The organism is Rubrivivax gelatinosus (genome assembly GCF_004340905.1).
Taxonomy (GTDB): Bacteria; Pseudomonadota; Gammaproteobacteria; order Burkholderiales; family Burkholderiaceae_C; genus Rubrivivax; species Rubrivivax gelatinosus.
Genome location: NZ_SLXD01000011.1, coordinates 171,899 through 197,706, shown reverse-complemented (window position 1 = coordinate 197,706; position 25,808 = coordinate 171,899). Strand labels below are relative to the sequence as shown.

Here is a 25,808-nt window from a genome sequence, read left to right as displayed (position 1 = left end):
CCCGGCTGCTGTTAGCATAAGTTTTCGGCCCGAACGAGCCCGATTCCATGAAGAACGTCCTGCTGCTCGAAGACCTGCCCGAGATCCGCGCGTGGATGCGCAAGCTGGTGCTCCAGGTCTTCCCGACCGCCCAGATCTCCGAGAGCGCCCGTGTCCAGGACGCGATCTCGCTGGCTGCGGCCGTCAAGTTCGAACTCGCGCTGATCGACCTGGGCCTGCCCGACGGCAGCGGCGTCGACGTCGTCACCAAGCTGCGCGACGTGCAGCCCGACGCGCAGTCGGTGGTCGTCACGATCCACGACGACGACGAGCACCTGTTCCCGGCGCTGCAGGCCGGGGCCTTCGGCTACATCCTGAAGGAGCAGCCGCGCGAGCTGATCGTCGAGCAGCTGCAGCGCATCAGCCAGGGCGAGCCGCCGCTGTCGCCGTCGATCGCGCGGCGCATGATGGCCCACTTCACGCAGAAGGCGAAGCCGCAGACCTCGCTGCTGCCGCACGTGCAGCTGACCGACCGCGAGAGCGAAGTCCTGCTGCGCGTGGCCAAGGGCTACACGCTGCCCGAGATCGGCGTGCAGCTGGGCCTGTCGCGCCACACGATCGCCGACTACGTCAAGCAGATCTACCGCAAGCTCAACGTGAGCTCGCGCGCCGAGGCCGCGCTGGAGGCGCAGCGCCTGGGCCTGTTCCGCTGAGCGCCGCAGGCCGGGCCCGCGGCCCGGCGCGGCGACAATCACGGCCATGATCGGACGACTCTCCGGCACGCTGGCCGAAAAGACCCCCCCGCAGCTGCTCGTCGACGTCGGCGGCGTCGGCTACGAGGTCGACGTGCCGATGAGCACGTTCTACAACCTGCCCGCGCTCGGCGAGCGTGTCGTGCTGCTGACCGAGTTCGTCGTGCGCGAGGACGCGCAGCAGCTCTTCGGCTTCCTCACCGCGAGCGAACGCGCGACCTTCCGGCTGCTGGTCAAGATCAGCGGCGTCGGCCCGCGCATGGCGCTGGCGCTGTTGTCGGGGCTGTCGGTGGCCGAGCTGTCGCAGGCCGTCGCCGCGCAGGACGGCGCACGGCTGGTCAAGGTGCCGGGCATCGGCAAGAAGACCGCCGAGCGCGTGCTGCTGGAACTCAAAGGCAAGCTCGCCCCCGACCTGGGCCTGCCGGCGGCCGCCGGCGGCGCCGGCGACGCGCAGGCCGACATCGTGCAGGCGCTGATGGCGCTGGGCTACAACGAGCGCGAGGCGCAGGCCGCGGCCAAGGCGCTGCCGAAGGACGTGGGCGTCAGCGAAGGCATCAAGCTGGCGCTCAAGGCACTGAACCGCTGATGATCGCGAGGGCCGAACCCTCGCGCGTCAGTCGCTTCAGTGCCCCGAGTGCTTCATCGCCGGCATCGCGGCGTTCATCGCCTTCACCGGCACCTGCAGCTCGACGCTCTCGCGCTTCTTGTCGGCGCCTTCGAAGACCAGCGTCACCGGCACCGTCGAGCCCGCTTCCAGCGGCTGCTTCAGGTCCATCAGCATCACGTGGTAGCCGCCGGGCTTGAGCTCGACGGTCTGGCCGGCCGGCAGCGCCAGGCCGTTGGCCAGCGCGCGCATCTTCATCACGTTGCCTTCCATCGCCATCTCGTGCACCTCGACGACGCCGGCCACCGGCGACGAGGCGCCGACCAGGCGGCCGCCCTGGGCCGAGCTGATCTGGGCGAACAGGCCGGTCGCCTTCTGCTGGGCGACGGTGCCGCGGATCCAGGCCTCCTTGACGGTGGTCTGGGCCGAGGCGGCGGCCGCGGCCAGGCTCATCAGCGCGCCGATCACGGCGGCGGTGCTACGGTTCATCGCGAAACACTCCTTGGGTCGTCGCCGGCGGCCGACACGGGCGCCGGGTCGGGCAGTCTAGCTCGCCATAATCGCGCCCCATGGCGATCAAGACCGACGACTTCGGCAGCTCCCCGGCCCCGCGCGTGGTCAGCGCCGCGCCCGCTTCGCCCAACGAGGAGGCGATCGAACGTGCGCTGCGGCCCAAGCTGCTGGACGAGTATGTCGGCCAGGCGCGCGCGCGCGAGCAGTTGGAGATCTTCATCCACGCCGCACGCGGGCGCGCCGAGGCGCTGGACCACGTGCTGCTGTTCGGCCCGCCGGGGCTGGGCAAGACGACGCTGGCGCACATCGTCGCCGCCGAACTCGGCGTCAACCTGCGCCAGACCTCGGGCCCGGTGCTGGAGAAGCCGCGCGACCTGGCGGCGATCCTGACCAATCTCGAGAAGAACGACGTGCTGTTCATCGACGAGATCCACCGCCTGTCGCCGGTCGTCGAGGAGATCCTCTACCCGGCGCTGGAGGACTACCAGATCGACATCATGATCGGCGACGGCCCGGCGGCGCGTTCGATCAAGCTCGACCTGCAGCCCTTCACGCTGGTCGGCGCCACGACGCGCGCCGGCATGCTGACCAACCCGCTGCGCGACCGTTTCGGCATCGTCGCCCGGCTGGAGTTCTACAGCGCCGACGAGCTGACGCGCATCGTCACGCGTTCGGCCGGGCTGCTGGGCGTGCCGGTGGACGCCGCCGGCGCGCTGGAGGTGGCGCGGCGCTCGCGCGGCACGCCGCGCATCGCCAACCGGCTGCTGCGCCGCGTGCGCGACTACGCCCAGGTCAAGGGCGACGGCCGCATCGACAACGCGATCGCCGACAAGGCGCTGGCGCTGCTGGACGTCGACCCGCTGGGTTTCGACGTCATGGACCGCAAGCTGCTGGAGGCGGTGATCCACCGCTTCGACGGCGGCCCGGTCGGCCTGGACAACGTCGCCGCGGCGATCGGCGAGGAGTCCGGAACGATCGAGGACGTCATCGAGCCCTACCTGATCCAGCAGGGCTACCTGCAGCGCACGCCGCGCGGCCGGATCGCGACGCTCGCGGCCTACCGCCACCTGGGCCTGACGCCGCCGCAGCGCGCCGGGGGCGATTTGTTCGGGAGCAACTGAAACGCCGAGTTCGCCGGGGGGCGTGAATCGCGTCACGGCCCGCACGCCGACTTAACAGTCGGTTACGCCTCGCCCGGCATACTTCCTCAAGCCGCATCGCGCCCGGCCGATGTCCCGTAGGAGCGGATGGCCCGGTCGCACGGGAGGTCCGCAGCGCGCTGGCCGACGCCGCCCGATGCCGATCCGACCGAGACCCCGATGACGCTCCGTTCACGCCCCGCCTCGCCCGCCGGCTTCACGCTGATCGAACTGATGATCGCGCTCGCCGTGCTGGCGATCCTGATGGCCGTCGCCCTGCCGTCCTACAACAGCTACATCCGGCGCTCGAAGATCCCCGTCGGCCTGGACGCGCTGTCGGCCTTCGCCACCCGCATGGAGCAGCGCTACCAGGACGTCGGCAACTACGGCAGCGGCGACGCCTGCGCGCTGTCGGTGCCCAGCGGCGTCGCCAACTTCACGCTCGAGTGCGAACTCACCGACGACGGCCAGGGTTTCACCGCCACGGCCACCGGCAGCGGGACCGTGGAGGACTTCAGCTTCACGATCGACGCCAGCGGCGCGCGCACGACGACCTACAAGAGCAGCACCCTGAACTGCTGGAGCACCAAGGGCACGGTATGCGACACCTGAGGCAGCGCGGGCTGACGCTGATCGAGCTGATGGTCGCGCTGGCCATCGGCGTGTTGCTGATGTTCGCGGCCGCGCCGCAGTTCGCCGAGTTCGTCTCGAACTCGCGCCTGCGCGAGGCCGGCAACGTGCTCTACACGCAGGCGCTGTACGCCCAGAGCGAGGCGCTCAAGCGCAACGGCACGGTGCGCCTGGCCATCGACGGCGCGACCGTGACGGTGAGCGACGTCACCGCCGACGAGACGCTGCGCACGGTGGAGCTGGCCGGCGGCGCCGCCGCGGCCGAGGCCCAGACGATCGACTTCAACGGCCGCGGGATGATCTCCGCGGACACGGCGATCGACCTCTCGCTGCCCGATCAGACCTGCTCGGGCGAGCTGCGCTGCCCCGGCCTGCGCGTCGAGGGCGGCGGTGCGATCCGCCTGTGCGGCGACCACACCGGGACCTGCTGATGCCTGCGCGCAGCCGTCGCCGTCGCCAGGCCGGTTTCGGCCTCTTCGACGCCCTCGTCGCGCTGGCGATCCTGTCGATCGGCCTGCTCGGCCTGACGCGGCTGCAGGCACGCTCGCTCAGCTACGGCACCGAGGCCGACCAGCGCGTGCGCGCGGTGCAGCTCGGCAGCGAGCTGCTGGGCACGGCGATGATCGATGCGACCAATGTCCAGTGCTACAAGCTGCCGACGCCGGGCAGCTGCACCAGCGGCAGCGCCAGCGAGTACGTCGAGGACTTCGTCGACCGCGTCGCCCAGACGCTGCCCGACGGCGAGGTGACGGTGAGCTACGACAGCACCACGCGCCGCATGACGCTGGTCATCACCTGGACCGGCAAGGGCAGCCGCGAGGACGGCGCCGAGACCGAGGACGGCGAGGACGAGCGCACACGCCGCATGGAGGCCAGCACCTATGTCTGAGCCGCGCCGCCGCGCCCGGCCACGCACGCAGCGCGGCCTGTCGATCGTCGAGCTGATGGTCGGCATGGTGATCGCGCTGATCATCAGTCTGGCCGCGGCCGGCAGCGCGCGCACCTTCAGCGCCTCGCAGCGCCAGGGCATGGGCTCGGGCGGCGTCGCCGTCAACCTGACGACGACGATGGCGGCGATCAAGGACGACGCCTCGTCTGCGGGGCTGGGTTTCTTCGGCACCCGCGACGACGAGGACAACTCGCTGTTCTCCTGCCACAAGCTGAACCTGTCGTACGACACGACGCTGCACTTCGACGGCGCCGAGTTCTCGCCGCTGCAGATCAGCACCGACGACGGCAACCAGCAGCTGGACATCGTCTTCGCCAGCAGCATCGACGGCGGCGCCGACGTGCTGCTGTCGGGCACCGCGGACGCGACGGGCGCGATGACGCAGTCGCTGCTGCCGGTGGCCGCGGGCCAGCTGGTGATGCTGATCCCGGGCACCGCGGCCGCGGGCAGCGAGCCCTGCCTGGTGCGCGGCGTCACCAGCGTCACCGCCGCCACCGACGACACGCCGCAGACGCTCGCCTTCGCCAACACGAACGTCTACAACAAGGCCGCGTTCACCAACACGCCGGCGTTCAACGAGACCTCCAAGGACCGCGTCATCGCCCTGGGTTCGCTGAACTGGCGCCGCTACCGCCTGGACGGCACGACGCTGCTGTACGAGCAGCCGCTGCTGGGCACCTCCTCGACGCTGCTGCGCAACGTCATGGCCCTGCGCGCCCAGTACGGCGTGGCCAGCGACGCCAACAGCAACGACCTGCAATGGCAGGAGGCCACCGACGCGCTGGAGACGGTCTCGGGCGCCGAGGTCAACCTGATCCGTGCGGTGCGCATCGGCGTCGTCGTGCGCAACGCGCTGCCCCAGCGTCCGGGCGCCGGGGGCGCGTGCGAAGCCTCGCCGTCCAAGCCGCGCGACCCGTTCGACCCCGACACCGAGATCGAGCCCGACGTCGCCGACTGGCAGTGCTACCACTACCGCAGCGCGACCATCGTCGTGCCGCTGCGCAACTTCGTCTGGTGAAGCCGACATGCTGAAGCTGCGCCGCCTGAAGCGCCGCGCCGAACGCGGCGTGACGATGCTCGTCGTGCTGATCCTGCTGACGGTGATGCTGCTCGGCGGCCTGGCGCTGGCGCGCATGACCGAAGCCGGCACGCTCGCCGGCGGCAACGTCGCCTTCCACGAGTCGGCGGTGCAGGCCAGCGAGATCGGCCTGAACACCGCGTTCGCACGCGTCAACGCGCTGACGAACGAGGAGATGAGCGCGACGAACTGGTACTCGCCGGTGCAGCTGGCCAAGGACGCCAACGGCGTGCCGACGGTCGAGTGGAGCGCGGCGCCGTCGATCACCGTCGGCGCGAACACCGTGCGCTACGTCGTCGAGCGCGCCTGCACGGCGGCCCACGTCGACTACCCGCTGCGCGAGTGCCTGGTCAAGCAGATCCCGCAACCCAAGAGCCGCGTCGCCGGGGCCGAGGAACTCGACCCGCCCAACTCCAAGCAGTTCCGCATCACCGTGCGCGTCGAAGGCCCCAAGGGCACGGTCGTCGTCGTGCAATCACTCGTGACCAAGGGCTGAACGATGAAGTCCGTGCTGCAGATCTCCGCTTCCGCCGCCGCGCTGGGCGTGCTGCTCGCCGTCACCACGGCGTCGGCCACCAACATCGCCGAGGTGCCGCTGAAGGCCTCGGTGCTGGCCAAGCCGAACGTCATCTGGGGCCTGGACGACTCGGGGTCGATGGACTTCGAGGTCATGCTCAAGACCAACGACGGCGCGTTCTGGTGGGACACCACCAACCAGACCGGCTACACGAGCGCCGGCCAGCCGATCTTCCACGACTCGGGCGCCTCCAGCACCCAGTACCGCAAGCTCACCTACCTGTTCCCCAACGGCTCGGCCGACGGCGAGCGCGAGCTGACGGACAGCACCAACGACCACTTCGCGATCATGCCCAGCGACGAGTTCGCCTGGCTGCGCTCGAAGGACTACAACCCGCTGTACTACGACCCGACGGTGACCTACAAGGCGTGGTCGCCGGCCTACATCTCGGGCGCGATCAAGGAGTACGACCCCGCCAGCACGACCGCGGCCAAGTCGCACCCGCAGTACACGTCGACGATGAACCTGACGACCAACGTCGCGATCCCGTCGTCGTTCGGGTCCACGCAGCTCAACAAGACCTTCATCGCGCTGAAGGGCATGAAGATCCCGGCCGGCGCGCGCTACTGCAACTACAGCTCGACGAGCGTCTGCAGTTCGCCCAGCACCGCGTCGAGCACGTTCACGGTGACCTCGTCGACGCCGCAGCGGGTCTGGATGGCCTACTACCCGGCCACCTACTACACCAAGCTCTCGACGACGACCTGCCCGTCCGGCGCGACCTGCGTCACCGCACCCGACGGCGCCAAGCTGCGGCGCTACGAGATCAAGTCTGCCAACTACGCGACCACGGCCGACTACGACGCCGCGATCCAGAACTTCGCCAACTGGTTCCAGTACTACCGCAAGCGCAAGCTGATGCTCAGCGCCTCGATCGGCCAGGTGCTGGAGAACCTGACCGGCCTGCGCATGGACGTCGTGAAGTTCAACAACCAGGCGAACGTCACGATGTACGACATCGACTCGACGACCGCCTCGGAGAACGGCCGCCGCGTCGCCGGGATCTTCTACACCAACCCCTCCAGCGGCGGCACGCCGACGCGCGAGACGCTGAAGTACATCGGCGGCCAGTTCACCGGCAACAGCCGCGTCATCGAGTACGCCTGCCAGCGCAACAACGCCTTCATCGTCACCGACGGCTTCGCCTACGCCAACAGCGTGACGCCGCCGGACTACGACCAGGGCACCTACGGCACCGGTGCGCCCTACCAGACGATCTACGACAACACGCTCGCAGACCTGGCGCTCGCCTACTACACGATCAACCTCAAAGACAGCCTGGCCACCGGCAAGGTGCCGGCGACCGATGCCGACCCCAACACCAACCTGCATCTGAACACCTACGCGCTGACGCTCGGCGCCAAGGGCACGCTCTACGTCGACGAGAACACCGCGGTGCCGACCTCGGCCTCGGCCTGGCCGAACCCGAGTTCCGACCGCAGCCCGACCGCGGTCGACGATCTCTGGCACGCGACGATCAACGGCCGCGGCAAGATGTACGCCGCGTCGACACCCGCCGAGACCGCCGAACGCATCCAGCTGGCGATGAACGACATGCTCGACGCGAACGGCGCGCAGAGCGGGGTGGCCGTGAGCACCGTCAACCTCACGCGCGGCGACGGCTACGCCTACATGGCGACCTACAACCCCGCAGGCTGGTCGGGCGACCTGACGGCCAACCGGATCGACTCGGCGAGCGCCGAGATCTCGACCACACCGGCGTGGTCGGCGGACGAACAGCTGCGCGAGCGCAACCTGACGACCAAGCCGCGCGAGATCGCCACGCTGGGCAGCAGCGGCGGCGTGGCGTTCACGGCCACCAACGTCGGCGACACGGTCAATCCGAGCAGCGCCTACGGCAGCTCGTCGGAGCTCTTCGCCTACCTGCGCGGCAGCCGCTCGCTGGAAGGCACGACCTACCGCACGCGCACCAGCCTGCTGGGCGCCGTGATCAACGCCGAGCCGGTCATCGCCCGCGCCGACGACGTCGTCTACCTCGCCTCGGGCGAAGGCATGCTGCACGCCTTCGACATCGCCAAGACGACGAACGACGACGGCACGGTCAGCTTCGACGGCGACGAGCTCTGGGCCTTCGTGCCCGGCGCAGTGCTCGCCGACATCGGCCAGACCGCCAAACGCGCCTACACCTTCAAGACCCAGCTCGACGGCACGCCGGTGATCGGCAAGGTCGGGACGTCCAGCCGCCTGCTCGTCGCCGGCATGGGTGCCGCGGGCCGGGCCTACTACGCGCTGGACGTCAGCACGCCGCGCGACAACACCGAGGACAACGCGGGTTCGTGGGTGAAGTGGCAGTTCCCCGGCGCCGCCACCTCCAGCTACGCGAACAAGGTCGGCCAGACGCTGGGCCGGCCCGTCATCGCCAAGGTCGGCGAGAACTACCGCGTCATCGTCACCTCGGGCTACAACGCGGCGACCGACACCCGCGGCCGCCTGTTCGTGCTCGACGCCTCGGACGGCAGCGTCGTCAACGAGTACGTGACGACCGACAGCGCGCCGGCCAGCGACAGCGGGCTGACGCACGTCGCCGGCTACCTGGAGGACGACGGCACGGTGCGCTACGTCTACGGCGGCGACCTGCTGGGCAACCTCTGGCGCTTCGACCTGACGCTGCAGCCCTCCGACGCGAACGCGGTGCTCAAGGTCGCGGTGCTGAAGGACACGTCCGGCAACCTGCAGCCGGTGACCGCGGCACCCGAGCTGGTCGAGATCCAGAGCCAGCGCGTGATCCTCGTCGGCACCGGCCGCCTGCTGGCCGTCAGCGACTTCGGCAGCGACCTCACCCAGACCTTCTACGCCATCGCCGACGGCAGCACGCTGGGCAGCACCGGCAGCACCGGCGCCCGCGCCTCGCTGGTCAAACGTGTCTACACGCGCAACAGCGAAACCGGCGACGGCGCGATCACCGACGACGACGGCGACGCTTCGGACGACGAGGACTTCGACTCGGTGTCCTGGACGACGCAGCGCGGCTGGTACATGGACCTGCCGGCCGGCGAGCAGGCCAACACCAGCCCCTCGCTGGCCTACGGCGCGATCGCGTTCACGACCAACGTCGCCGGCAAGACCGACTGCACGGCCTCGTCCTGGCTCTACATCCTCGATTTCGCGACCGGCTCGCGTTACGAGAACTCCGAGCTCGTCTCGAGCGAGATCTCCTCGACCGCCAACTCCTCGGGCGTGAACGCCGTCGTCACCCCCGACGGCAAGGTACGCGGCCTGCTGCAGACCACCGACGGCACGCCGCAGACCAAGGATCTGGCGCTCAAGCCGACGATCCCGGCGGCCAAGAACTCCTGGCGCGAGGTGCGCAGCGAGTGAGCGCCGCGGCGGCGCCCGGCCCGATCAGGCCGAGGCGTCGTCGAGGCCGCCTTCGAGGTGGCCGGCGTCGTTCCAGCCGACCAGCACCAGCGCGCCGTCGGCGTGCAGCAGGCGGTTGATGCTGGCGTTGCCCAGCGTCCAGGTGCGCGGCGCGTCCAGCGCGATGCGCGTGGCGGCGCGGTACAGGCAGTCGAGCACGCCGCCGTGCGCGACCAGGGCCACCGTCTGGCCCGGATGGCGCGCCGCCAGCGCCAGCACGGTGGGCACGACGCGGCCGTAGAAATCGGCCAGACGTTCGCCGCCCTCCGGGCCCCAGTCGGGGTCGCGGCGGCGCCAGCGCAGCGTCTGCTCGGGCCAGCGCTGCTCGAGCTCCGGGAAGGACTGGCCCTCGAAATGGCCGAAGGCGCGCTCGCGCAGTCCCGTATCGAACCGCACCTGAAGGCCGGCGACGGCGCCGATGGCCGCCGCGGTGTCGGCGGCGCGCGACAGGTCGCTGCTGTAGATCGCCTCCAGCCCCGCGTCGGCGAGCGCGGTGGCGGCCCGTTCGGCCTGCCAGCGACCGACACGGTTCAGGCCGATGTCGAGCTGGCCCTGGATGCGCTGGCCGACGTTCCAGTCGGTCTCGCCGTGGCGCAGCACGACGAGGCGGGTGGCCTCGTTCATGCGCCGCCCCCGGCAGCGCGGCAGCGGCGCCTCACCGCACGAGGCGCCGGTTCAGCGTGTAGGTGCCCGAGAACGTCGCCTCGGCGCAGGCGTGCCCGGCGAGCGCACGCCGCACCTGCGGGCCGGTGAAGTCGCCCTCCAGCGGCAGGCGCTCGAGCACGACGGCGTAGAGCGTGAACACGTAGTGGTGCACCAGCGAGTCGTTGAACGGCGGGAACGGGCCGTCGTAGCCGTAGTACTTGCCCGCGAACCGGGCGTCGCCGGCGAACCAGGCGGTGTAGTCGTTGAGGCCCTGGCGGGCACCGTTGGGCCGGTCGGGGCCGGGCTTGCCGCGGGCGGTGAAGCCGCGGCTGTAGGCGCCTTCGGCGATCACCGCCGGGCGCGGCGGCAGGTCCACGAGCAGCCAGTGGAAGAAGTCCACCCGCTCCAGGTCGGCCGGCACCTCGCGATCGGGCTGGTTGACGTCGTCGCCACGGCTGGGCACGTCGAAATCGTGGCAGACCAGCACCAGCGAACGCGCCTCGGGTGGCACGTCGCTCCAGGCCAGGTGCGGGTTGAGGTTCTCGCCGAAGCCGACCTGGCCTGCCTCGTCGAGGCGCCCGGCGGCGTAACGCGCCGGGATGCGGTCGCCGTTGGTCCAGCTGTCGCTCCAGAGTTTCATCGTGTTCCCTCTCCATTCCGATGCCGCGGCCGCAGCCGCATGCCCGCCGGCTCCTGCGCCGGTCTCAGACTCCCCAGACGATCGGTTCCCCTGCCTCGTGGGCACGCCTGAGCATCTGGATCATCGGCCAGACGCGGCTGCGCAGCGACACCTGGCGCGCGACGCGTGCGGCCTCCCCGGGGTCCTCGCTGCCCGCCTCGCGGCGCGCCTCGTCGTCCTCGGCGGCCGCCTGCTCGAGCGCGGCGATGGCCGCGGCCATCGCCCCGACCTCGATGATGCCCTGGGGCGCCGGCTCGCGTCCGAGCAGGCGCAGCACGCGGTCGCCGTGCGGCCCGAGCATGATCAGGTCACCGGTGGCCTGGCTCTTGAACTTGTAGATCATCCGGCGGTGTCGATGGAGTGGCGGTTGAACGGGCAGGCCGATTGTGCTCCGCGCAGCGCGCCTTCGCCGAGTCGGCCCCCGGACGGTGTGGCCGGGACCGTGTGCAGCGCCAGCGTGCCCGCTTCGAAGCCCGGCGCGGCGTGCGCCCGTCAGCGCACGAGCCGGATGTGGCGGCCGCCGGCCGTCGGCATCGGCCGCGGCCGTGGCGGCGGCAGGTGGCGCTCGAAGGCCACGGCGTCCATCGCGGGCGCGTAGAGGAAGCCCTGGAAGCTCTCGCAGCCGAGCTCGGCGATGAAACGCCGCTGCGCCTCGTTCTCGACACCCTCGGCGACGACACGTTTGCCCAGCGCCTGCGCCAGCTGCGTGATCGCACGCACCAGGCCGACGTCGGTTTCGTCGTCGGGCAGGCCGGCGACGAAGCTGCGGTCGATCTTCAGCCGGCCCACGGGCACACGCTTGAGCGAACCCAGGCAGGAGTAGCCGGTGCCGAAGTCGTCGAGTGCCAGCTGCAGGCCCAGGCGGTCCAGCGCCTGAAGCCGCTCCAGCGCCTCGTCGGCCTTGTCGACGAGGATGGACTCGGTCAGCTCGAGCTCCAGCAGGTGCGCCGGCAGGCCGCTGACGGCCAGCACGTCGGCCACCTGGGAGACGAAGTCGGGCTGGCGGAACTGCAGCGCCGAGACGTTGATGGCCACCGTCAGCGAACGGCCCGCCTCGTGCCACAGCGCGGCCTGGCGCACCGCCTGCGACAGCACCCAGTTGCCCAGCGTGACGATGAAGCCGCTGTCCTCGGCCACCGGGATGAAGGCCGCCGGCGCGATCTCGCCGAGCTGCGGGTCGCGCCAGCGCAGCAGCGCCTCGGCGCCGCAGACGGCGCCGTCGCGCAGTCGGATCTGCGGCTGGTAGTGCAGGCGGAAGTGGCCGTCCCTCAGCGCCTCGCGCATCGCGTGCACCATGCGCACGTGCGAATGCGCGTCGCCGCCGGGCACCGGCGCGGCGAAGCGGTAGCCGGCGCGGCCGGCGGCCTTGGCGTTGCGCACCGCGGCCTCGGCCTGGCGCACCAGGTCGTCCAGCGCCTGGCCGTCCTGCGGGCACAGCGCGATGCCGATGCTGCAGCTCAGCGAGAACGGCGTGCCCTCGGCGTCGAAGGGCTGGGTGTTGACCGCGTTGAGCACGCGCAGCACGGCCTTCTGCGCGCTGGCGCGGTCGGCGTCCTGCAGGAGCACGGCGAAACTGTCGCCGCCGATGCGCGCCAGCACGTCCTGCGAGCGCAGCGCCGCGCCGATGCGCTCGCCCACCTCGCACAGCACGCGGTTGGCCACGCGCTGGCCGAAGCTGTCGTTGACGCGGCGGAAGTGGTCCAGGTCGACGACCAGCAGCGCGAACGGCTGCTGCTCGCGGCGCCAGCGCTGTGCGGCGTCGGACACCTTCTCGGCCAGCAGCGCGCGGTTGGGCAGGCGCGTCAGCGCATCGTGCGAGGACAGCGTCTCCGACAGCGCGCGCACCTTGACCAGCTCGGTCAGGTCGGAGAACGAGTAGACGCGGCCCTGCGGCCCGCTGCGCCCCCACAGCGGGCGCGTGACGCGCTGCACCGTCTGGCCTTCGACGAGCTCCAGGCGTTCGGACGAGGACAGCAGCGGCGCAGCGCGCAGCGAGGCCAGGCGGCGCTCGTAGGCCTCGGCGTCCAGCGAGCGCCGGCGCATCCAGTCGTGGATGCCGGCGCTGTCACGCGCCTCCAGCAGGCCCTCGGGCACGGCCCAGATCTGGCCGAAGCGGCGGTTGAAGGCGCGCACGCGGCCTTCGAGATCGGTGACGAGGATGCCGTCGCCGGTCGATTCGAGCGTCGCCTGCAGCTCGGCGACGACGGCCTCGCGTTCGTCCTCGGCGCGCTGCTCGGCGCTGCGGTCGCGCAGCGTCACCAGGGCGTGCGTCGGCACGCCGGCGGCGCCGCCGGGCAGCGGCTGCACGTGGCGCTCGACGTGCAGCGTGCCGCCCCCGGGCGTGCACAGCAGGCTGTCCGAACGCAGCGGCGCGTAGTGCCCGGTCGCGATCTCGCTCCAGTAGGCCTGGTCCTCGGGCGTGGCCAGCCACTGCGTGACGCGCCGGCCGACGAGCTCGGCACTGCGCAGCTCGAGCAGGCGCCCGGTCTCGGGATTGGCGGCAACGATCGTCTGCCCGGCAAGCTCGACGATCCAGCCCGCCATCGGCAGGCTGTCCAGCAGCGGCGCCCAGGCGGCGATCAGGTTCACGCCCCGATCTCCTCGTCCAGCGCCTCGACCTCGGCGCGGGTCGGGGCGGGTTCGAAGAAATAGGTCAGGCGATGGCGCGGCGCCAGGTACTCCAGCGCCTCGCGCGGCAGCTTGGACGAACTGAGGCTGCGGCGGATGCCGATGTCGGGCTCGGTCTCCAGGTCCAGGAACAGGGCCTCGTCGCGGCTGACCCGCGGGTCGTGCACCAGCAGCCGCGGCCGCAGCGGGCGCGAGGAGTTGACGCTGACGACGAGCGCGTAGCGTTCGTCCGACAGCTGCACCACCGAACCCGCCGGGTACACGCCCATCATCTTGATGAAGGCGTTGAGGATCGCCGGGTCGTACTTGCTGCGCGCCTGCGCGAACAGGATCGACAGCGCCTCGTGCGGCGTCAGCGCGCGCGCCAGCAGCGCCGGGTTGCAGAGGTTGTCGTAGCGGTTGACGAGCGCGACGATGCGCGAGCCGGTGGCCATGCGCTCGACGCTCAGGCGCATCGGGAAGCCCGAGCCGTCGGCGTGTTCATGGTGCTGGGCCAGCACCAGCAGCGCCGCCGGCGCCAGCGCCAGGCGGCGGCCCTGGGCGACACCGCGGGCGACGTGATCGCGGTAGGCGTTGAGCTCGGCGCTGGTGAAGCCGTCGTCCAGGTGGTGCAGGCGATCGGGGATGTCGATCTTGCCGACATCGTGCAGCAGCGCGCCGACGCCCAGGTCCAGCATCTCGTCGCGCGCCAGGCCGAAACTGCGGCCCAGCAGCAGCGAGATCACCGTGACGTTGAGCGCATGCGCGGTCGCACGGTCGCCGGCGCCGGTGCTCAGCAGCCGGATGCACATCTCGCCGTCGACCAGCATCTTGTCGAGCAGCGCGCCGGTCAGCGACTCGGTGGTGGTGCGCGCCTGCTCGGGGCGCTGCGGCACCGCGTCCATCGCTTCGCGCCAGGCACGGCCGGCCTCGATGTACTGGCGCTCGCACTGCTGCGCCGCGGCGCGCTGGGCGGCCAGCGCCTCGCGCCGCCGGCGCGCGGCACGCTGCTCGGGGGTCTCGAACGGCGCCTGCCCGGCGCCCGCTTCGGTGGCCACCGCCGCCGCGGCGGATTCGCCGTCCAGCGCGCTGCGCTCGGGCACCCAGCGCAGGCGCTGCAGCCCGAGCGAACGGATGGTCGCGATCTGTTCCGGGGAACTGATGCGAAAGCTCGACAGCGGAAACGGGTGCGACATCCACCCGAGATCGAGGTGGACGTACATCCCGATCCGCAGATCCTGAACGGCGATCGTGAGCGACATCGATGGAAGGTCCGGTTGCGCACACGCCGTGCACAGGCACGACGGGCGATCGACTCCATTTCGGCGCCGCGCGCGAAGACTTGAACCCTGATCGCGACCTCGCGTGACGCTCCGACGACGCAGGCCCAGGATTGCACGACAACGGCGCACGAATGCACCGGAGTTGCGCATTGCTGCCGCTACGACGCTCCGACGCCGTGCGCGCCCTGATTTATCACAATCCGGCATGACCTGAGCGGAGTCAAACTGACCGCCAGACCATCGGAGCGGGCCAGCCAAAAGCCGGCCTGTGGAGCCATGAGCGTTGTCGAGATCCTGAAAGCCCTGTTGCCCGACCTGGAATCGCAGCAGGAACGCGACGAACACTACCTCGCCGAGAGCGAGGACGACGCCGACCTCGAGCGGCGGCTGCACGAGATCGAGGAGCGCGGCCGCGACGTGCCGGCCCAGGCGATCGCGCTGGGCCTGTACGAACGCTGATCAGCCCAGCCAGGTCGCCAGCGCCGCCGCAAAGGCCGCCGGGTCGGTGATCCCGACGAAGGCGAGCCCCAAGACCGCACCACCCAGGTGCGCGTCGTGGTTGACGCGGCCGAAGTCCTGGCGCGAGGCCCAGATCGTGTACGCCAGATAGCCCAGCGCGAACAGCGGCGCGGGCAGCGGCACCGGCAACGGGAAGACGTAGAGCGAGCCGCTCGGGAAGTACAGGATCGAGGCGAACAGCACCGCCAGCACGGCGCCCGAGGCGCCGAGCGTGCGGTAGGCCGGATCCTGCCGGTGCTGCAGCCAGGTGCCGACGGCGCTGGCGACGATGCCCGCCGCGTACAGCGCGGCGAAGGCGCCGCTGCCGATGCGCCGCTCCAGCATGAACGCGAAAGCCCAGAAGGTGAACGCGTTGAACAGCAGGTGCGGCCAGTCGGCGTGCAGGAAGGCCGAGCTGACGACGGTGCCCCACTGGCCCCGGCGTGTCAGCCAGAACGGGCGCAACAGGCCACGTTCGAGCCAGTCCTCGCGCCAGCGCAGCGCCACCGCGCTGGCGACGACGATGACGAGCAGCAGCAGCGTCGCGACGGGAGCGCCGAACATCGTGCCGGCGCTCAATCCCAGGGTGCGTCGGCGGTGGACGTCGCGGCGGCCGGGGCGGCGGGCGCGACGGCGGGCACCGGCAGCGGCGCCGGCGCGGCGTCGCTGCGCTCCTGCCAGCCGCCCAGCGCCTCGGCCAGGTCGGCGATCAGCCCGGTCATCTCGCCGGTGACCAGCGCGACGTCGCCGTCGAAGTCGCGCCCTTCACGCTGCGCCTGGGCCTCGGCCTGCTCGAGCACGCCGTCGAGCAGCTTGATGCGCTTGATGGCCATCGACTCCGCGAGCACGAAGGACACCCGGCCCTGCCAGGTCAGCGCCAGCTGCGTCGGCAGCTTGCCGGCGCGGATGTGCTCGCCGATCTCGTCGAGCTCCAGCGTGTGGCGCGCGTAGCGCACCGCGGCCTTCTCGCTGTCGGGCTGCTTGAGTTCGCAGTCGCGGTCGATCGTGAAGCCGGCCGGCGCTTCCTTGTCGGCCAGCCAGGCGGCCATCGCGGTGGCCGGCGCGAGCTGGGTCTGCGCCAGCCCGAGGCGGAATCCCCCGCCCAGCAGCTCGACGAGGCGGGTGACGATGGCGTCGGCCTTCTTGGCGCCGGTGACGCCGAGCACGACAAGCCCGGCCTTGGGCGCGATCCAGACCATGGTCGCCGAACGCTTGGGGAAGGCGCGCGGCAGCAGCTCGCGCACGATCTCCTCCTTCAGCTCCTTGGCGCGTTTGCCCTTGGGGCGGCGGCCGGTCTCCTGCTCGACGGCGTCGAGCCGGCGTTCGAGCTCGTCCTTGACGACGCCGCCGGGCACGGCCTTGGTCTCGGCGCGCAGCTTCAGGATGATCTGGCCGCCGACACTCTCGGCCAGCGCGCCGTGGTTCTCGCCGCGCGGTTCGACGAAACCCGAGGACTCGGGATCGGTGGCGCCGCAGGGCAGGAAGCGGGCGCCGGCCAGACGGTCCTCGATCTCGGCGAGATCGGGCGCGTCCCAGTGTTCGATGCGGTAGACGAGGGCGTTCTTGAACATGCGGCGGGAAGTGGAGTCGGTCCCCGGCGGGCGGGGAAACGGTCGAATCTAGCAGGTCGGGCGACAGCGCCGCGCGCCGGCGGGTCACCCGGATAATCGGCCGGCGCCGCCGTGGCGCCCCGCCGTACGCTGAAGTGACGCCCGTCCCCGACCTCCCGCCGCCGCTGCCCGATCTCCAGGTTCCGATGCTCGACGCCGCCGTGCCGCGGCGCGGCCGTGCGCTGATGCTGCAGGGCACCGCGTCGGACGTCGGCAAGAGCCTGCTCGTCGCCGGCCTGTGCCGCGCCTACGCGCGCCGCGGCCTCGCCGTGCGCCCGTTCAAGGCGCAGAACATGAGCAACAACGCCGCCGTCAGCGCCGACTCCGACCTGCCGCCCAATGCCGACGGCAGCCTGCCGCGCGGCGAGATCGGCCGCGCCCAGGCGCTGCAGGCGCGCGCCTGCGGCGTGCCGCCGTCGATCCACCACAACCCGGTGCTGCTCAAACCCCAGTTCGGCGTCGGCTCGCAGGTGGTGCTGCGCGGCCGCGCGCTGGGCAACTGGCCGGCGCGCCACTATCACAAGCTCAAGCCGCTGCTGATGCCGGCGGTGATGGACAGCTACCGCCGCGTCGCCGCCGAGGCCGACCTGGTGATCGTCGAAGGCGCCGGCGCCGGCACCGAGGTCTACCTGCGCCACTGCGACATCACCAACATGCGCCTGGCCGAGGACGCCGACCTGCCGGTGGTGCTGGTCACCGACAACGACCGCGGCGGCGCCATCGCCGCCGTCGTCGGCACCCACGTGCTGCACACGCCCGAAGAGCGCGCGCGCATCGTCGGCTACGTCGTCAACAAGTTCCGCGGCCACTTCTCGCTCTACGAGCCGGCATGCCGCGTGATGAGCGAGCACACCGGCTGGCCGCTGCTGGGCGTCGTCGAATGGTTCGACGCCGCGACACGCCTGCCGGCCGAGGACGCGCTGGCGCTGGAGCGTGCGCTGCCCGGCGGCAGCGCCGGCGTGAAGATCGTCGTGCCGCAGCTCGGCCGCACCGCCAACTTCGACGACCTGGACCCGCTGGCCGCCGAGCCCGGCGTCGCCCTGCACTGGCTGCTGCCCGGCGAGGCGCTGCCGGCCGACACCGACCTCGTGCTGCTGCCCGGCTCCAAGACCACGCGCGCCGACCTCGAGACGCTGCACCGCGAAGGCTGGGCCACCGACATCCTGGCCCACGTGCGCCGCGGCGGGCGTGTCGTCGGCCTGTGCGCCGGCTTCCAGATGCTGGGCCGCGTCGTGCGCGACCCGGAGGGCCTGGAAGGCGCGCCGGGCGAGACACCCGGCCTGGGCCTGCTCGACGTCGAGACCGTCATCACGCACGACAAGCGCCTGGTCGAAATCGACCGCCAGGACCTGGCCAGCGGCTGCCGCGTGCGCGGCTACGAGATGCACATGGGCCGCACGGCCGGCCACGGCCTGGCGCGGCCCTGGCTGCGGCTGGACGACGGCGCCGGCGGCGCCACGGCCGAAGGCGCGGTCTCGGCCGACGGCCGCGTGATGGGCAGCTACGTGCACGGCCTGTTCGCCGCCGACGGTTTCCGTCGCCACTTCCTCGAACGCATCGGCGCCCAGCGCTCGGCGCTGGACTACGAGGCCCAGGTCGAGGCGACGCTGGACGCGCTGGCCGATCACGTCGAACGCGCGCTGGATCTGGACGCGCTGCTGGCGCTGGCGCGATGAACGCGCCGCTGCCGTTCAGCCCGGCGCCGGCCGCGCCGCGGCGCGCGCGCCGGCTGATGGTGCAGGGCACCGGCTCGGACGTCGGCAAAAGCCTGCTCGTCGCCGGGCTGGCGCGCGCCTACGCCCGCCGCGGCCTCGTGGTGCAGCCGTTCAAGGCGCAGAACATGAGCAACAACGCCGCGGTGGCCGGCGAGGCCGAAGGCGGCGGCAGCGGCGAGATCGGCCGCGCCCAGGCGCTGCAGGCGCGTGCCGCCGGCGTGCCGCGTTCGGTGCACCAGAACCCGGTGCTGCTCAAACCCGACAGCGACGTCGACGCCCAGGTCGTGCTGCGCGGGCGCGTGCTCGGGCGCTGGCCGGCGGCGGGCTACCAGCAGCTGAAACCCCGGCTGCTGCCGGCGGTGCTCGACAGCCTGGAGCGGCTGTCGCAGCAGGCCGACCTGGTGCTGATCGAAGGCGCCGGCTGCGGCGCCGAGGCTTATCTCAGGCCGCAGGACATCAGCAACATGGGCCTCGCCGAAGCCGCCGACCTGCCGGTGCTGCTGCTGGGCGACGAGTCGCGCGGCGGCGTCACCGCCGCGGCCATCGGCCACCACACGCTGTGGTCGGCGAGCGAACGGGCGCGTGTGGCCGGCGTGCTGGTCAACAAGTTCCGCGGCGACCCGGCGGTGTTCGCGCCGGCCGCGGCGCAGATCGAGGCCGCCACCGGCTGGCCGGTGCGTGGCCTGGTGCGCTGGTTCGACGGCGCCGCGCGGCTGCCGCAGGAGGATTCGCTGGCGCTGGACGCCGCGGCCCGCCGCCGAAGCGGCGGCGGTCTCGTCGTCGCCGTGCTGCGCACGCCGCGGCTGGCCAATGCCGACGACCTGGACCCGCTGGCCGCCGAACCCGGTGTCACGCTGCGCTGGGTGCAACCGGGCGAACCGATCCCGCGCGAGGCGCAGGTCGTCGTCATCGCCGGTTCCAAGTCGACACGCGCCGACCTCGCCTTCGTGCACGCCCAGGGCTGGACACACGACCTGCACGCCCACGTGCGCCACGGCGGCCGGGTGGTCGGCCTGTGCGCCGGCTTGCAGATGCTGGGCCACGCGGTGCACGACCCCGAGGGCCTGGAAGGCGAGCCCGGCTCGACGCCCGGGCTGGGCCTGCTCGACCTGGAGACGACGATCACGCCGGCCAAACGATTGCTCGACGTCGACACGCTGGACCGCGCCAGCGGCGAACGTGTGCGCGGCTACGAGATGCACATGGGCCGCAGCGTTGGCCCGGCGACCGCGCGCCCCTGGCTGCGGCTGGACGACGGCGCCGGCGGCGAACGTGCCGAAGGCGCGGTCTCGGCCGACGGGCACGTGGCCGGCAGCTACCTGCACGGCCTGTTCGCCGCCGACGGCTGGCGCCGGCACTGGCTGGCGGCGCTGGGCGTGGCCGGCGGCGTGGACTACGACGCCCGTGTCGAGGCCCTGCTCGACGCCTACGCCGCCCAGCTCGAGACCGACCTGGACCTGGACACGCTGCTGGCGCTGGCGCGCTGAGCCGGCCAGCACGAGCGATGCATCCTGGACACGAACTGATCCTCGGCGGCCAGCGCAGCGGCAAGACACGCCGCGCCGAGCGCCTGGCCGCCGCGTGGCTGCAGACGCCCGGCCACGAAGCCGTCGTCGTCGCCACCGCGACCGTCAGCGACGACGAGATGCGCGTGCGCATCGAACGCCACCGCGCCGACCGCGCCGCGACGCTGGCGAGCGCCGGCTGCATCGAGGAGCCGCGCGAGCTGGCAGCGGTCATCACCACGCAGTCGGCGCCGCATCGGCTGCTGGTCGTCGACTGCCTGACGCTGTGGCTGACGAACTCGCTGTGGCCGGCCATCGTCGGCCTGGACGCACCGGCGCTCGACGACGCCGGTTTCGATGCCGCCTGCGACGGCCTGTGCGCGGCCCTGCGCGCCGCGCCCGGCCCGGTGGTGCTGGTCAGCAACGAAACCGGCCTCGGCCCGGTGCCGGCCGACGCCGCGACACGGCGCTGGCTGGACGCGCAGGGGCGGCTGCACCAGGCCGTGGCCGCGGCCTGCGAGCGCGTGACGCTGGTCGTCGCCGGCCAGGCGCTGGCCGTCAAGGGCTGATCAGATCAGCGGCCGGCGGCGGTAGAACAGCAGCCCCGGCACCGCCAGGCCGACGGCGAGCGCGGCGATCACGTGCGCCGCGGCCAGGCCCGACTCGATCGCGCTGGCCAGCAGGTCGGGGCTGAAGCCGTGGCGCTGCATCTGCGCCACCGCCAGCAGCGCGGTGAACAGCTGCACGCCCGGGATCATCGGGATCATCGCCGCGACGGTGAAGGCCTTGGGGTGCGCACGCAGCCGCTGCGCGCCGTAGATCGCGAGCAGGCTGACGGTGGCGGCGGCGACCAGCGTCGCCCACTCCAGCGGCATGCCGGCGCCGGCCGGCCCGAGCGCGTGGCGCAGCCCGCGCCCGAGAGCACCGCCGGCGGCGCAGAACGCCAGCACCGGCGCCGGCACCGCGAACGACAGGCCGAAACCGACCGCCGCGGCCGCCGCCAGCAGCGCCTGGGCGACGAGATCGAGGACGAAGCCGCTCATCGCCAGCCCCAGACGTTCCAGACGCTGGTCGCCAGCAGGATGCCGCCGCAGGTCGCGGCCGACAGCATCGTCGCCACGGTCCAGCGCGTGATGCCGGTGGTCGCGTAACCCTTGACCATGTCCGACACGGCGTTGATCAGCGGGAAACCGGGCACCAGCATCAGCACGCTGGCGGCCATCGCGGTGCGCGGCTGCGCGCCGATGCCCAGCCGCAGGCCCCAGGCCCCAGGCCGCGACCGAGGTCGCGACGAAGGCGGTGACGAAGAAGTTCAGCAGCGGGTTGAAGTGCAGGCGTGCCAGGCGCAGGCGCACGACCATCGCCAGGCCGCTGGCCGCCAGCGCGACGAGGCAGCTGACGGCATCGGCACCGGCCAGGCGCGCGAACGCGGCACAGGCCACGCCGACGGCCAGCGCGACCAGCCAGGGCGCATAACGCAGCGGCTGCACGCCATGCAGGCGCTCGCGGTAGGCCGCGGCGTCGATGCGGCCGGCTTCGAAGTCCAGCACCGCACGCTGCACCTCGATGACCAGGTGCATGTTGATGCCGCGGTCCTCGCAGCGCTGGGCGACGGTGACGCCGCGGCCACCGGCCACCGTGGTCACGATGATCGCGCTGGCCATCAGCGCGACGTCCACCGAGTCGACGCCCAGCCGCGGCCCCAGCCGCCGCGCCATGCCTTCGGCGAGCGCACTCTCGGCGCCGTGCTGCATCAGCAGCACCGCGGTGTGGGCGCACAGACGCGTGAGTTCGTGCTGGGTGGGCTCGTCGACGACGAGTGCTGCGCCCTGGGCCGGGGCATCCGGCGGCGCGGGGAGAGGAGACGACAACTGCAAGACAACTCCGACGGCACGCCGGTGGCCCGGCGTTTTCTTGTTTTGCGGCGATTCTTTCAGATCCGCCGTCGGATGGCCATGCGGCCTGGCCGGGGCCTCAGATGCGGAACACCTCGACCGCATCACGCAGGCGGCGCGCCTGCTCCTTCAGGCTCTCGGCCGCGGCGCCCGACTCCTCCACGAGCGCGGCGTTCTGCTGCGTCGCGCGGTCGAGTTCGGCCACCGCCTTGTTGACCTCGCCGATGCCGGTGGACTGCTCGTGCGCCGCGCCGGTGATCTCGGAGATCGTCGTCGACACACGCGCCACGCTCTGCTCCAGCGCCGCCATCGCGTTGCCGGCCGTGCTCACCAGCGAGCTGCCGGCGTCGACCCGCTCGACCGACTCCTGGATCAGCGACTTGATCTCCTTGGCCGCCTGGGCGCTGCGCTGGGCCAGCGTGCGCACCTCGCCGGCGACGACGGCAAAACCGCGGCCCTGCTCGCCGGCGCGGGCCGCCTCGACCGCCGCGTTGAGCGCCAGGATGTTGGTCTGGAACGCGATGCCGTCGATCGTGCCGATGATGTCGGCGATGCGGCGCGAGCTGTCGTTGATCGCGCCCATCGTCTGCACCACCTTGCCGACCGCCTGGCTGCCGCTGACCGCCGACGCGGCCGCCTGCTCGGCGAGGTCGTGCGCCTGGCCCGCCGACTGGGCGGTGCTCTGCACCGTGCCCGTCAGCTCTTCCATCGCCGAGGCCGTCTGCTGCAGGTTGGACGCGGTCTGCTCGGTGCGCGCCGACAGGTCGGCGCTGCCGACGGCGATCTGCGAGGAGGCGGTCGAGATGCTGTCGATCGAACCGCGCACGCTGGCGATCGTCGAGCGCAGCGACTTCACGGTGGCGTCGAGTTCGGCCATCAGGCTGTCGGGATGCGACACCGGCACCGTCACGGTCAGGTCACCGGCGGCGACGGACTTCATCGCCGCCATCGCCTGTTCGGGCTCGCCGCCGATCTGGCGCAGCACGACACGCGCGATCCAGAAGCCCGCGGCACCGAGCAGCAGGATCAGCGAGCCGGCGAGCGCCAGCGCCTTCAGCGCCGCGGTGCGCACCTGCGCCGCGATGCCGTCCATGTACAGCCCCGAGCCGACCATCCAGTCCCAGCCCTGGACACGCTGCACGTACTGCAGCTTGGCCTGCGGCACGGTCTCGCCGGGCTTGGGGAACATGACCTCGACGAAGGTCCTGCCGTCGGGGCTGGCCTTCAGGCTGGTGATCATCGCGGCGATGACGTCGACGCCGTTGGCGTCGAGCACCTTGCCGACCAGGCGCTGGCCGGCCCACTCGGGTTTGCTGGGCACCAGCACGTTCACCGAGTCCAGCGTCCAGATGTAGAAGTAGTCCTTGCCTTCGGGGCCGAAACGCGAGTCGCGCAGCGCGTCGACGGCGGCCGCCTTGGCCTGGTCGACGCTCATCTTGCCGGCTTCGGCCTTGGCGCGGTAGGCGTCGACGATCGTGAACGCCGACTGCACCGCCGACACCAGTTCGCCGCGGCGCCCTTCGATGAGCTGGTTGCGCAGCTGCCAGAAGGACAGTGCCGACAGCAGGCACATCCCGGCCACGGCGAGCACGATCAAACCGACGATCTTCGAGCGGAAAGACGAAAGCATCAGGCGGACTCCGGCAACGGCGCGCCCAGGCCGGGCGGCACGTCTGTCGGATGTCGGCACGACAACAGAAATATTGAGAGCGCTCAGATCTCCGGTGCGGCAATAGCGCACGCCGGCGGCGGCAGCCGCGCCAGCGTGCCGCGGCGCAAGGCCTCGGGCCGCTCGCGCCAGGGGATCTGGCCGTCCGGCAGCGCCTGGTGGCGCGCCGCGGCGGCCAGCAGATCGGCGGCGCTGGCGGCATCGGCCTGCAGGTCGCCGAAGACGTAGCTGTACTTGCCCGGCGCCTGCAGCGCGGCGCTGCAGCCGCGGCCGCAGGCCGACAGGCAGGCGACGGCGCGCACCGTCGGCGCGCCCGGCGTGTCGGCGGCCAGCGCCTGCACGGCGTCCAGGAGCTGCTGGCCGGCGGTGACGCCGTCGCGCGGCGCGCCCGGCGGGCGGCAGGTGTGGCAGACCAGCAGTTCGGTGATCGGGTTCATCGTCGTTCTCCGTTGAAGCCTTGGGCTGGCACGCAGCGCGCGCCCCAGCGCTCGGCCCACGCGGCGCAGCGGCCGATCGTCACCGGGCCGTCGTCGTGGTCGACGATCACGACCTGGGCCGCGGCGCGTGGCGCTGGCGGCTCGCCGGGGCAACGGCCGTCGCTGAGCAGCCAGAGCCAGGCGCCGGGGTGGCGCTGCAGCACCGGCTCGGCGGCGGCCAGCGCCTGCGCCAGCGGCGTGCCGCCGCCACCGCCCAGCGGCGGCAGGCGCACGGCGGCGGCGCGCCGCGCCGGGCCGGGCGCGATCAGCCACTGCAGCCCGGCGCCGCCGAAAGCCAGCAGACCCAGGTGATCGCCGTGGCGCGCGGCCTGCGCCACCAGCCAGGCGGCAACACCTTTGGCGCGTGCCAGCCGGCCGCCGCGGCGCATCGAGCCCGAGGTGTCGAGCAGCACCAGGTGGCAGCGCGGCGGCGGCGTGGCGGCGGCACGCCGGCGCAGGTGTTCGGGCGCCAGCGGCCGCGGGCCTTTGGCGAGCAGCGTTCGCAGCCAGTCGGGTGCGCCGCCGGCGCCGGGCGCCGCGGCGCCGGCCAGCGTGCCGCCCGGTGCAGGAAGCGGCCACCGCGGCAGGCCGGCGTGCCGGCCCGGGCCGCGGCGGCCTAGGCTTTTGGGCGCCAGGTGCCGGGCAGCGAGGCGGTCTCGAAACCCGCCGGCTGCGGCGGCAGCGCGCCCCAGTCGCCGTCTCCGCCGCTGCCGGACGCGGGCGGTGGCGGTGGCGCTTCGGGGCGCACGGCCGGCGGTGGTGCCGGGTGGCGGCGGCGGTGCAGCAGCGCGTCGTCGGCGACGGCGTCGACGTCCTGGACACGCACGGCGTCGCGGCCGTCCAGCGCCGCCAGCGCGCGTGCGGCGCGCAGCATCACGAGGTCGGCACGCAGGCCGTCGACGCCGGCGGCGTGCGCCAGGTCGGCGGCACGCGCCAGCGCCGCGTCGCCGACATCGACCGTGTCCAGCCGCGCCCGCGCCGTGGCGACGGCCTGCGCCAGCGCGGCGTCGTGCGCGGCGTGTTCGGCCAGCACACGCTGCGGGTCGCGGTCGAAAGCCAGGCGGGCGCGCAGGATGGCCTGGCGCGCCGCGGTGTCGGCCGGGTTGGCGATCACGACCGACAGCCCGAAACGGTCCAGCAGCTGCGGCCGCAGCTCGCCTTCCTCGGGGTTCATCGTGCCGACGAGCACGAAACGCGAGGCGTGGCGCTCGGAGATGCCGTCGCGCTCGACGGTGTGCACGCCGCTGGCGGCGGCGTCGAGCAGCGCGTCGACCAGCGCGTCGGGCAGCAGGTTGACCTCGTCGACGTAGAGCACGCCGCCGTGGGCGCGCGCCAGCAGGCCGGGCTTGAAACGCAGCCGGCCGTCGCGCAGCACGTCCTCGACGTCCAGCGTGCCGACCAGCTGCTCCAGGCTGGCCGCCAGCGGCAGCGTGACGAAGGGCGCGCCGGGCAGCAGCGCCGCCAGCGCGCGCGCCGCGGTCGACTTGGCGGTGCCGCGCGGGCCGCTGATCAGCACGCCGCCCAGGCTCTCGTCGACGGCGGCCAGCAGCAGCGCCTGCTGCAGCCGCGGCTGGCCGACGAGGGCGCTGAACGGGTAGGCGGGGAGTTCGGTCTCGGGGTTCATGCG

Annotated in this window: 26 protein-coding genes; 13 read left to right on the top strand and 13 right to left on the bottom strand. The window is 72.3% G+C overall.

Features of this window, described 5'->3' with window-relative positions; genetic code table 11:
- Positions 1-47: 47 nt before the first annotated feature.
- Both embR and ruvA read left to right on the top strand, forming a co-directional pair.
- The gene (gene embR / locus EV684_RS17605; RefSeq protein ID WP_043811534.1) at positions 48-692 is read left to right on the top strand and encodes a response regulator transcription factor EmbR; all 645 of its coding nucleotides are present in this window, start codon (positions 48-50) and stop codon (positions 690-692) included.
- Positions 693-738: 46 nt separating this feature from the next.
- Positions 739-1,317, top strand: coding sequence for a Holliday junction branch migration protein RuvA (ruvA, locus tag EV684_RS17600; protein ID WP_132648596.1), 579 nt, complete (start codon positions 739-741; stop codon positions 1,315-1,317).
- 36 nt (positions 1,318-1,353) lie between these two features.
- On the opposite strand, the gene EV684_RS17595 is transcribed toward ruvA, so the two are convergent.
- Complete coding sequence (locus tag EV684_RS17595) at positions 1,354-1,824, bottom strand: copper chaperone PCu(A)C (RefSeq protein WP_132648595.1); 471 nt, start codon at positions 1,822-1,824, stop codon at positions 1,354-1,356.
- A gap of 80 nt (positions 1,825-1,904) precedes the next feature.
- Between EV684_RS17595 and ruvB the strand changes: the two genes are divergently transcribed.
- The 7 genes from ruvB to EV684_RS17560 all read left to right on the top strand — a co-directional run bounded on the left by ruvB (position 1,905) and on the right by EV684_RS17560 (position 9,560).
- Complete coding sequence (ruvB, locus tag EV684_RS17590; protein ID WP_132648594.1) at positions 1,905-2,969, top strand: Holliday junction branch migration DNA helicase RuvB; 1,065 nt, start codon at positions 1,905-1,907, stop codon at positions 2,967-2,969.
- Positions 2,970-3,167: 198 nt separating this feature from the next.
- Positions 3,168-3,599, top strand: a complete 432-nt coding sequence (locus tag EV684_RS17585) for a type IV pilin protein (protein ID WP_132648593.1) — start codon at positions 3,168-3,170, stop codon at positions 3,597-3,599.
- The gene (locus tag EV684_RS17580) at positions 3,587-4,048 is read left to right on the top strand and encodes a pilus assembly FimT family protein (RefSeq protein ID WP_132648592.1); all 462 of its coding nucleotides are present in this window, start codon (positions 3,587-3,589) and stop codon (positions 4,046-4,048) included. The genes EV684_RS17585 and EV684_RS17580 overlap by 13 nt, the downstream gene beginning before the upstream one ends.
- On the top strand, positions 4,048-4,506 hold the full coding sequence (locus EV684_RS17575) for a type IV pilus modification PilV family protein (RefSeq protein ID WP_207184327.1): 459 nt from the start codon (positions 4,048-4,050) through the stop codon (positions 4,504-4,506). The genes EV684_RS17580 and EV684_RS17575 overlap by 1 nt, the downstream gene beginning before the upstream one ends.
- The gene (locus EV684_RS17570; RefSeq protein WP_132648590.1) at positions 4,499-5,584 is read left to right on the top strand and encodes a PilW family protein; all 1,086 of its coding nucleotides are present in this window, start codon (positions 4,499-4,501) and stop codon (positions 5,582-5,584) included. Before EV684_RS17575 ends, EV684_RS17570 begins: the two co-directional genes overlap by 8 nt.
- Before the next feature lie 7 nt (positions 5,585-5,591).
- Positions 5,592-6,140, top strand: a complete 549-nt coding sequence (locus EV684_RS17565; protein ID WP_242478420.1) for a pilus assembly PilX family protein — start codon at positions 5,592-5,594, stop codon at positions 6,138-6,140.
- 3 nt (positions 6,141-6,143) lie between these two features.
- Positions 6,144-9,560, top strand: a complete 3,417-nt coding sequence (locus tag EV684_RS17560; RefSeq protein WP_132648589.1) for a pilus assembly protein — start codon at positions 6,144-6,146, stop codon at positions 9,558-9,560.
- Positions 9,561-9,584: 24 nt separating this feature from the next.
- Here the strand turns inward: EV684_RS17560 and EV684_RS17555 are convergent, their stop codons facing one another.
- From EV684_RS17555 to EV684_RS17535, 5 genes are all read right to left on the bottom strand, one after another.
- Complete coding sequence (locus EV684_RS17555; RefSeq protein ID WP_132648588.1) at positions 9,585-10,223, bottom strand: histidine phosphatase family protein; 639 nt, start codon at positions 10,221-10,223, stop codon at positions 9,585-9,587.
- A gap of 31 nt (positions 10,224-10,254) precedes the next feature.
- On the bottom strand, positions 10,255-10,884 hold the full coding sequence (locus EV684_RS17550; protein ID WP_132648587.1) for a YbhB/YbcL family Raf kinase inhibitor-like protein: 630 nt from the start codon (positions 10,882-10,884) through the stop codon (positions 10,255-10,257).
- Positions 10,885-10,948: 64 nt separating this feature from the next.
- Positions 10,949-11,266, bottom strand: coding sequence for a DUF1840 domain-containing protein (locus EV684_RS17545; RefSeq protein ID WP_132648586.1), 318 nt, complete (start codon positions 11,264-11,266; stop codon positions 10,949-10,951).
- Between the two features lie 149 nt (positions 11,267-11,415).
- A complete protein-coding gene (locus tag EV684_RS17540) occupies positions 11,416-13,512 on the bottom strand; it encodes a putative bifunctional diguanylate cyclase/phosphodiesterase (RefSeq protein WP_132648585.1) in 2,097 nt (698 codons plus the stop codon).
- Positions 13,509-14,792: an HD-GYP domain-containing protein gene (locus EV684_RS17535; RefSeq protein ID WP_132648584.1), complete on the bottom strand. Its 1,284-nt coding sequence runs from the start codon at positions 14,790-14,792 to the stop codon at positions 13,509-13,511. The genes EV684_RS17540 and EV684_RS17535 overlap by 4 nt, the downstream gene beginning before the upstream one ends.
- A gap of 297 nt (positions 14,793-15,089) precedes the next feature.
- On the opposite strand from EV684_RS17535, the gene EV684_RS17530 reads away from it, so the two are divergent.
- Positions 15,090-15,272, top strand: a complete 183-nt coding sequence (locus EV684_RS17530) for a DUF3563 family protein (RefSeq protein ID WP_132648583.1) — start codon at positions 15,090-15,092, stop codon at positions 15,270-15,272.
- Here the strand turns inward: EV684_RS17530 and EV684_RS17525 are convergent, their stop codons facing one another.
- Positions 15,273-15,875 carry a rhomboid family intramembrane serine protease gene (locus tag EV684_RS17525; protein ID WP_132648582.1) on the bottom strand — a complete coding sequence of 201 codons (603 nt, stop codon included), beginning with the start codon at positions 15,873-15,875 and terminating at the stop codon, positions 15,273-15,275.
- 11 nt (positions 15,876-15,886) lie between these two features.
- Positions 15,887-16,882 carry a recombination-associated protein RdgC gene (locus tag EV684_RS17520; RefSeq protein ID WP_132648581.1) on the bottom strand — a complete coding sequence of 332 codons (996 nt, stop codon included), beginning with the start codon at positions 16,880-16,882 and terminating at the stop codon, positions 15,887-15,889.
- Between the two features lie 185 nt (positions 16,883-17,067).
- On the opposite strand from EV684_RS17520, the gene EV684_RS17515 reads away from it, so the two are divergent.
- Genes EV684_RS17515 through EV684_RS17505 form a run of 3 tightly spaced genes read left to right on the top strand, consistent with a single transcriptional unit; the run spans position 17,068 to position 20,710 of the window.
- Positions 17,068-18,597 carry a cobyric acid synthase gene (locus EV684_RS17515; protein ID WP_132648617.1) on the top strand — a complete coding sequence of 510 codons (1,530 nt, stop codon included), beginning with the start codon at positions 17,068-17,070 and terminating at the stop codon, positions 18,595-18,597.
- Entirely contained in the window at positions 18,594-20,123 is a 1,530-nt protein-coding gene (locus tag EV684_RS17510; protein WP_132648580.1) for a cobyric acid synthase, read from the top strand. The genes EV684_RS17515 and EV684_RS17510 overlap by 4 nt, the downstream gene beginning before the upstream one ends.
- 17 nt (positions 20,124-20,140) lie before the next feature.
- A complete protein-coding gene (locus EV684_RS17505; protein ID WP_132648579.1) occupies positions 20,141-20,710 on the top strand; it encodes a bifunctional adenosylcobinamide kinase/adenosylcobinamide-phosphate guanylyltransferase in 570 nt (189 codons plus the stop codon).
- On the opposite strand, the gene EV684_RS24735 is transcribed toward EV684_RS17505, so the two are convergent.
- The 5 genes from EV684_RS24735 to EV684_RS17475 form a co-directional block, all read right to left on the bottom strand.
- Positions 20,711-22,012, bottom strand: a complete 1,302-nt coding sequence (locus EV684_RS24735; RefSeq protein WP_200222289.1) for a threonine/serine exporter family protein — start codon at positions 22,010-22,012, stop codon at positions 20,711-20,713.
- 103 nt (positions 22,013-22,115) lie between these two features.
- Positions 22,116-23,666 carry a methyl-accepting chemotaxis protein gene (locus EV684_RS24605; protein ID WP_132648577.1) on the bottom strand — a complete coding sequence of 517 codons (1,551 nt, stop codon included), beginning with the start codon at positions 23,664-23,666 and terminating at the stop codon, positions 22,116-22,118.
- An 83-nt stretch (positions 23,667-23,749) separates the two neighbouring features.
- Positions 23,750-24,142, bottom strand: a complete 393-nt coding sequence (locus tag EV684_RS17485) for a DUF1636 family protein (RefSeq protein WP_132648576.1) — start codon at positions 24,140-24,142, stop codon at positions 23,750-23,752.
- Positions 24,139-24,594: a vWA domain-containing protein gene (locus EV684_RS17480; RefSeq protein WP_243651203.1), complete on the bottom strand. Its 456-nt coding sequence runs from the start codon at positions 24,592-24,594 to the stop codon at positions 24,139-24,141. Before EV684_RS17480 ends, EV684_RS17485 begins: the two co-directional genes overlap by 4 nt.
- Positions 24,595-24,797: 203 nt before the next feature.
- Positions 24,798-25,805 carry an ATP-binding protein gene (locus tag EV684_RS17475; protein WP_132648574.1) on the bottom strand — a complete coding sequence of 336 codons (1,008 nt, stop codon included), beginning with the start codon at positions 25,803-25,805 and terminating at the stop codon, positions 24,798-24,800.
- Between the last annotated feature and the right edge of the window lie 3 nt (positions 25,806-25,808).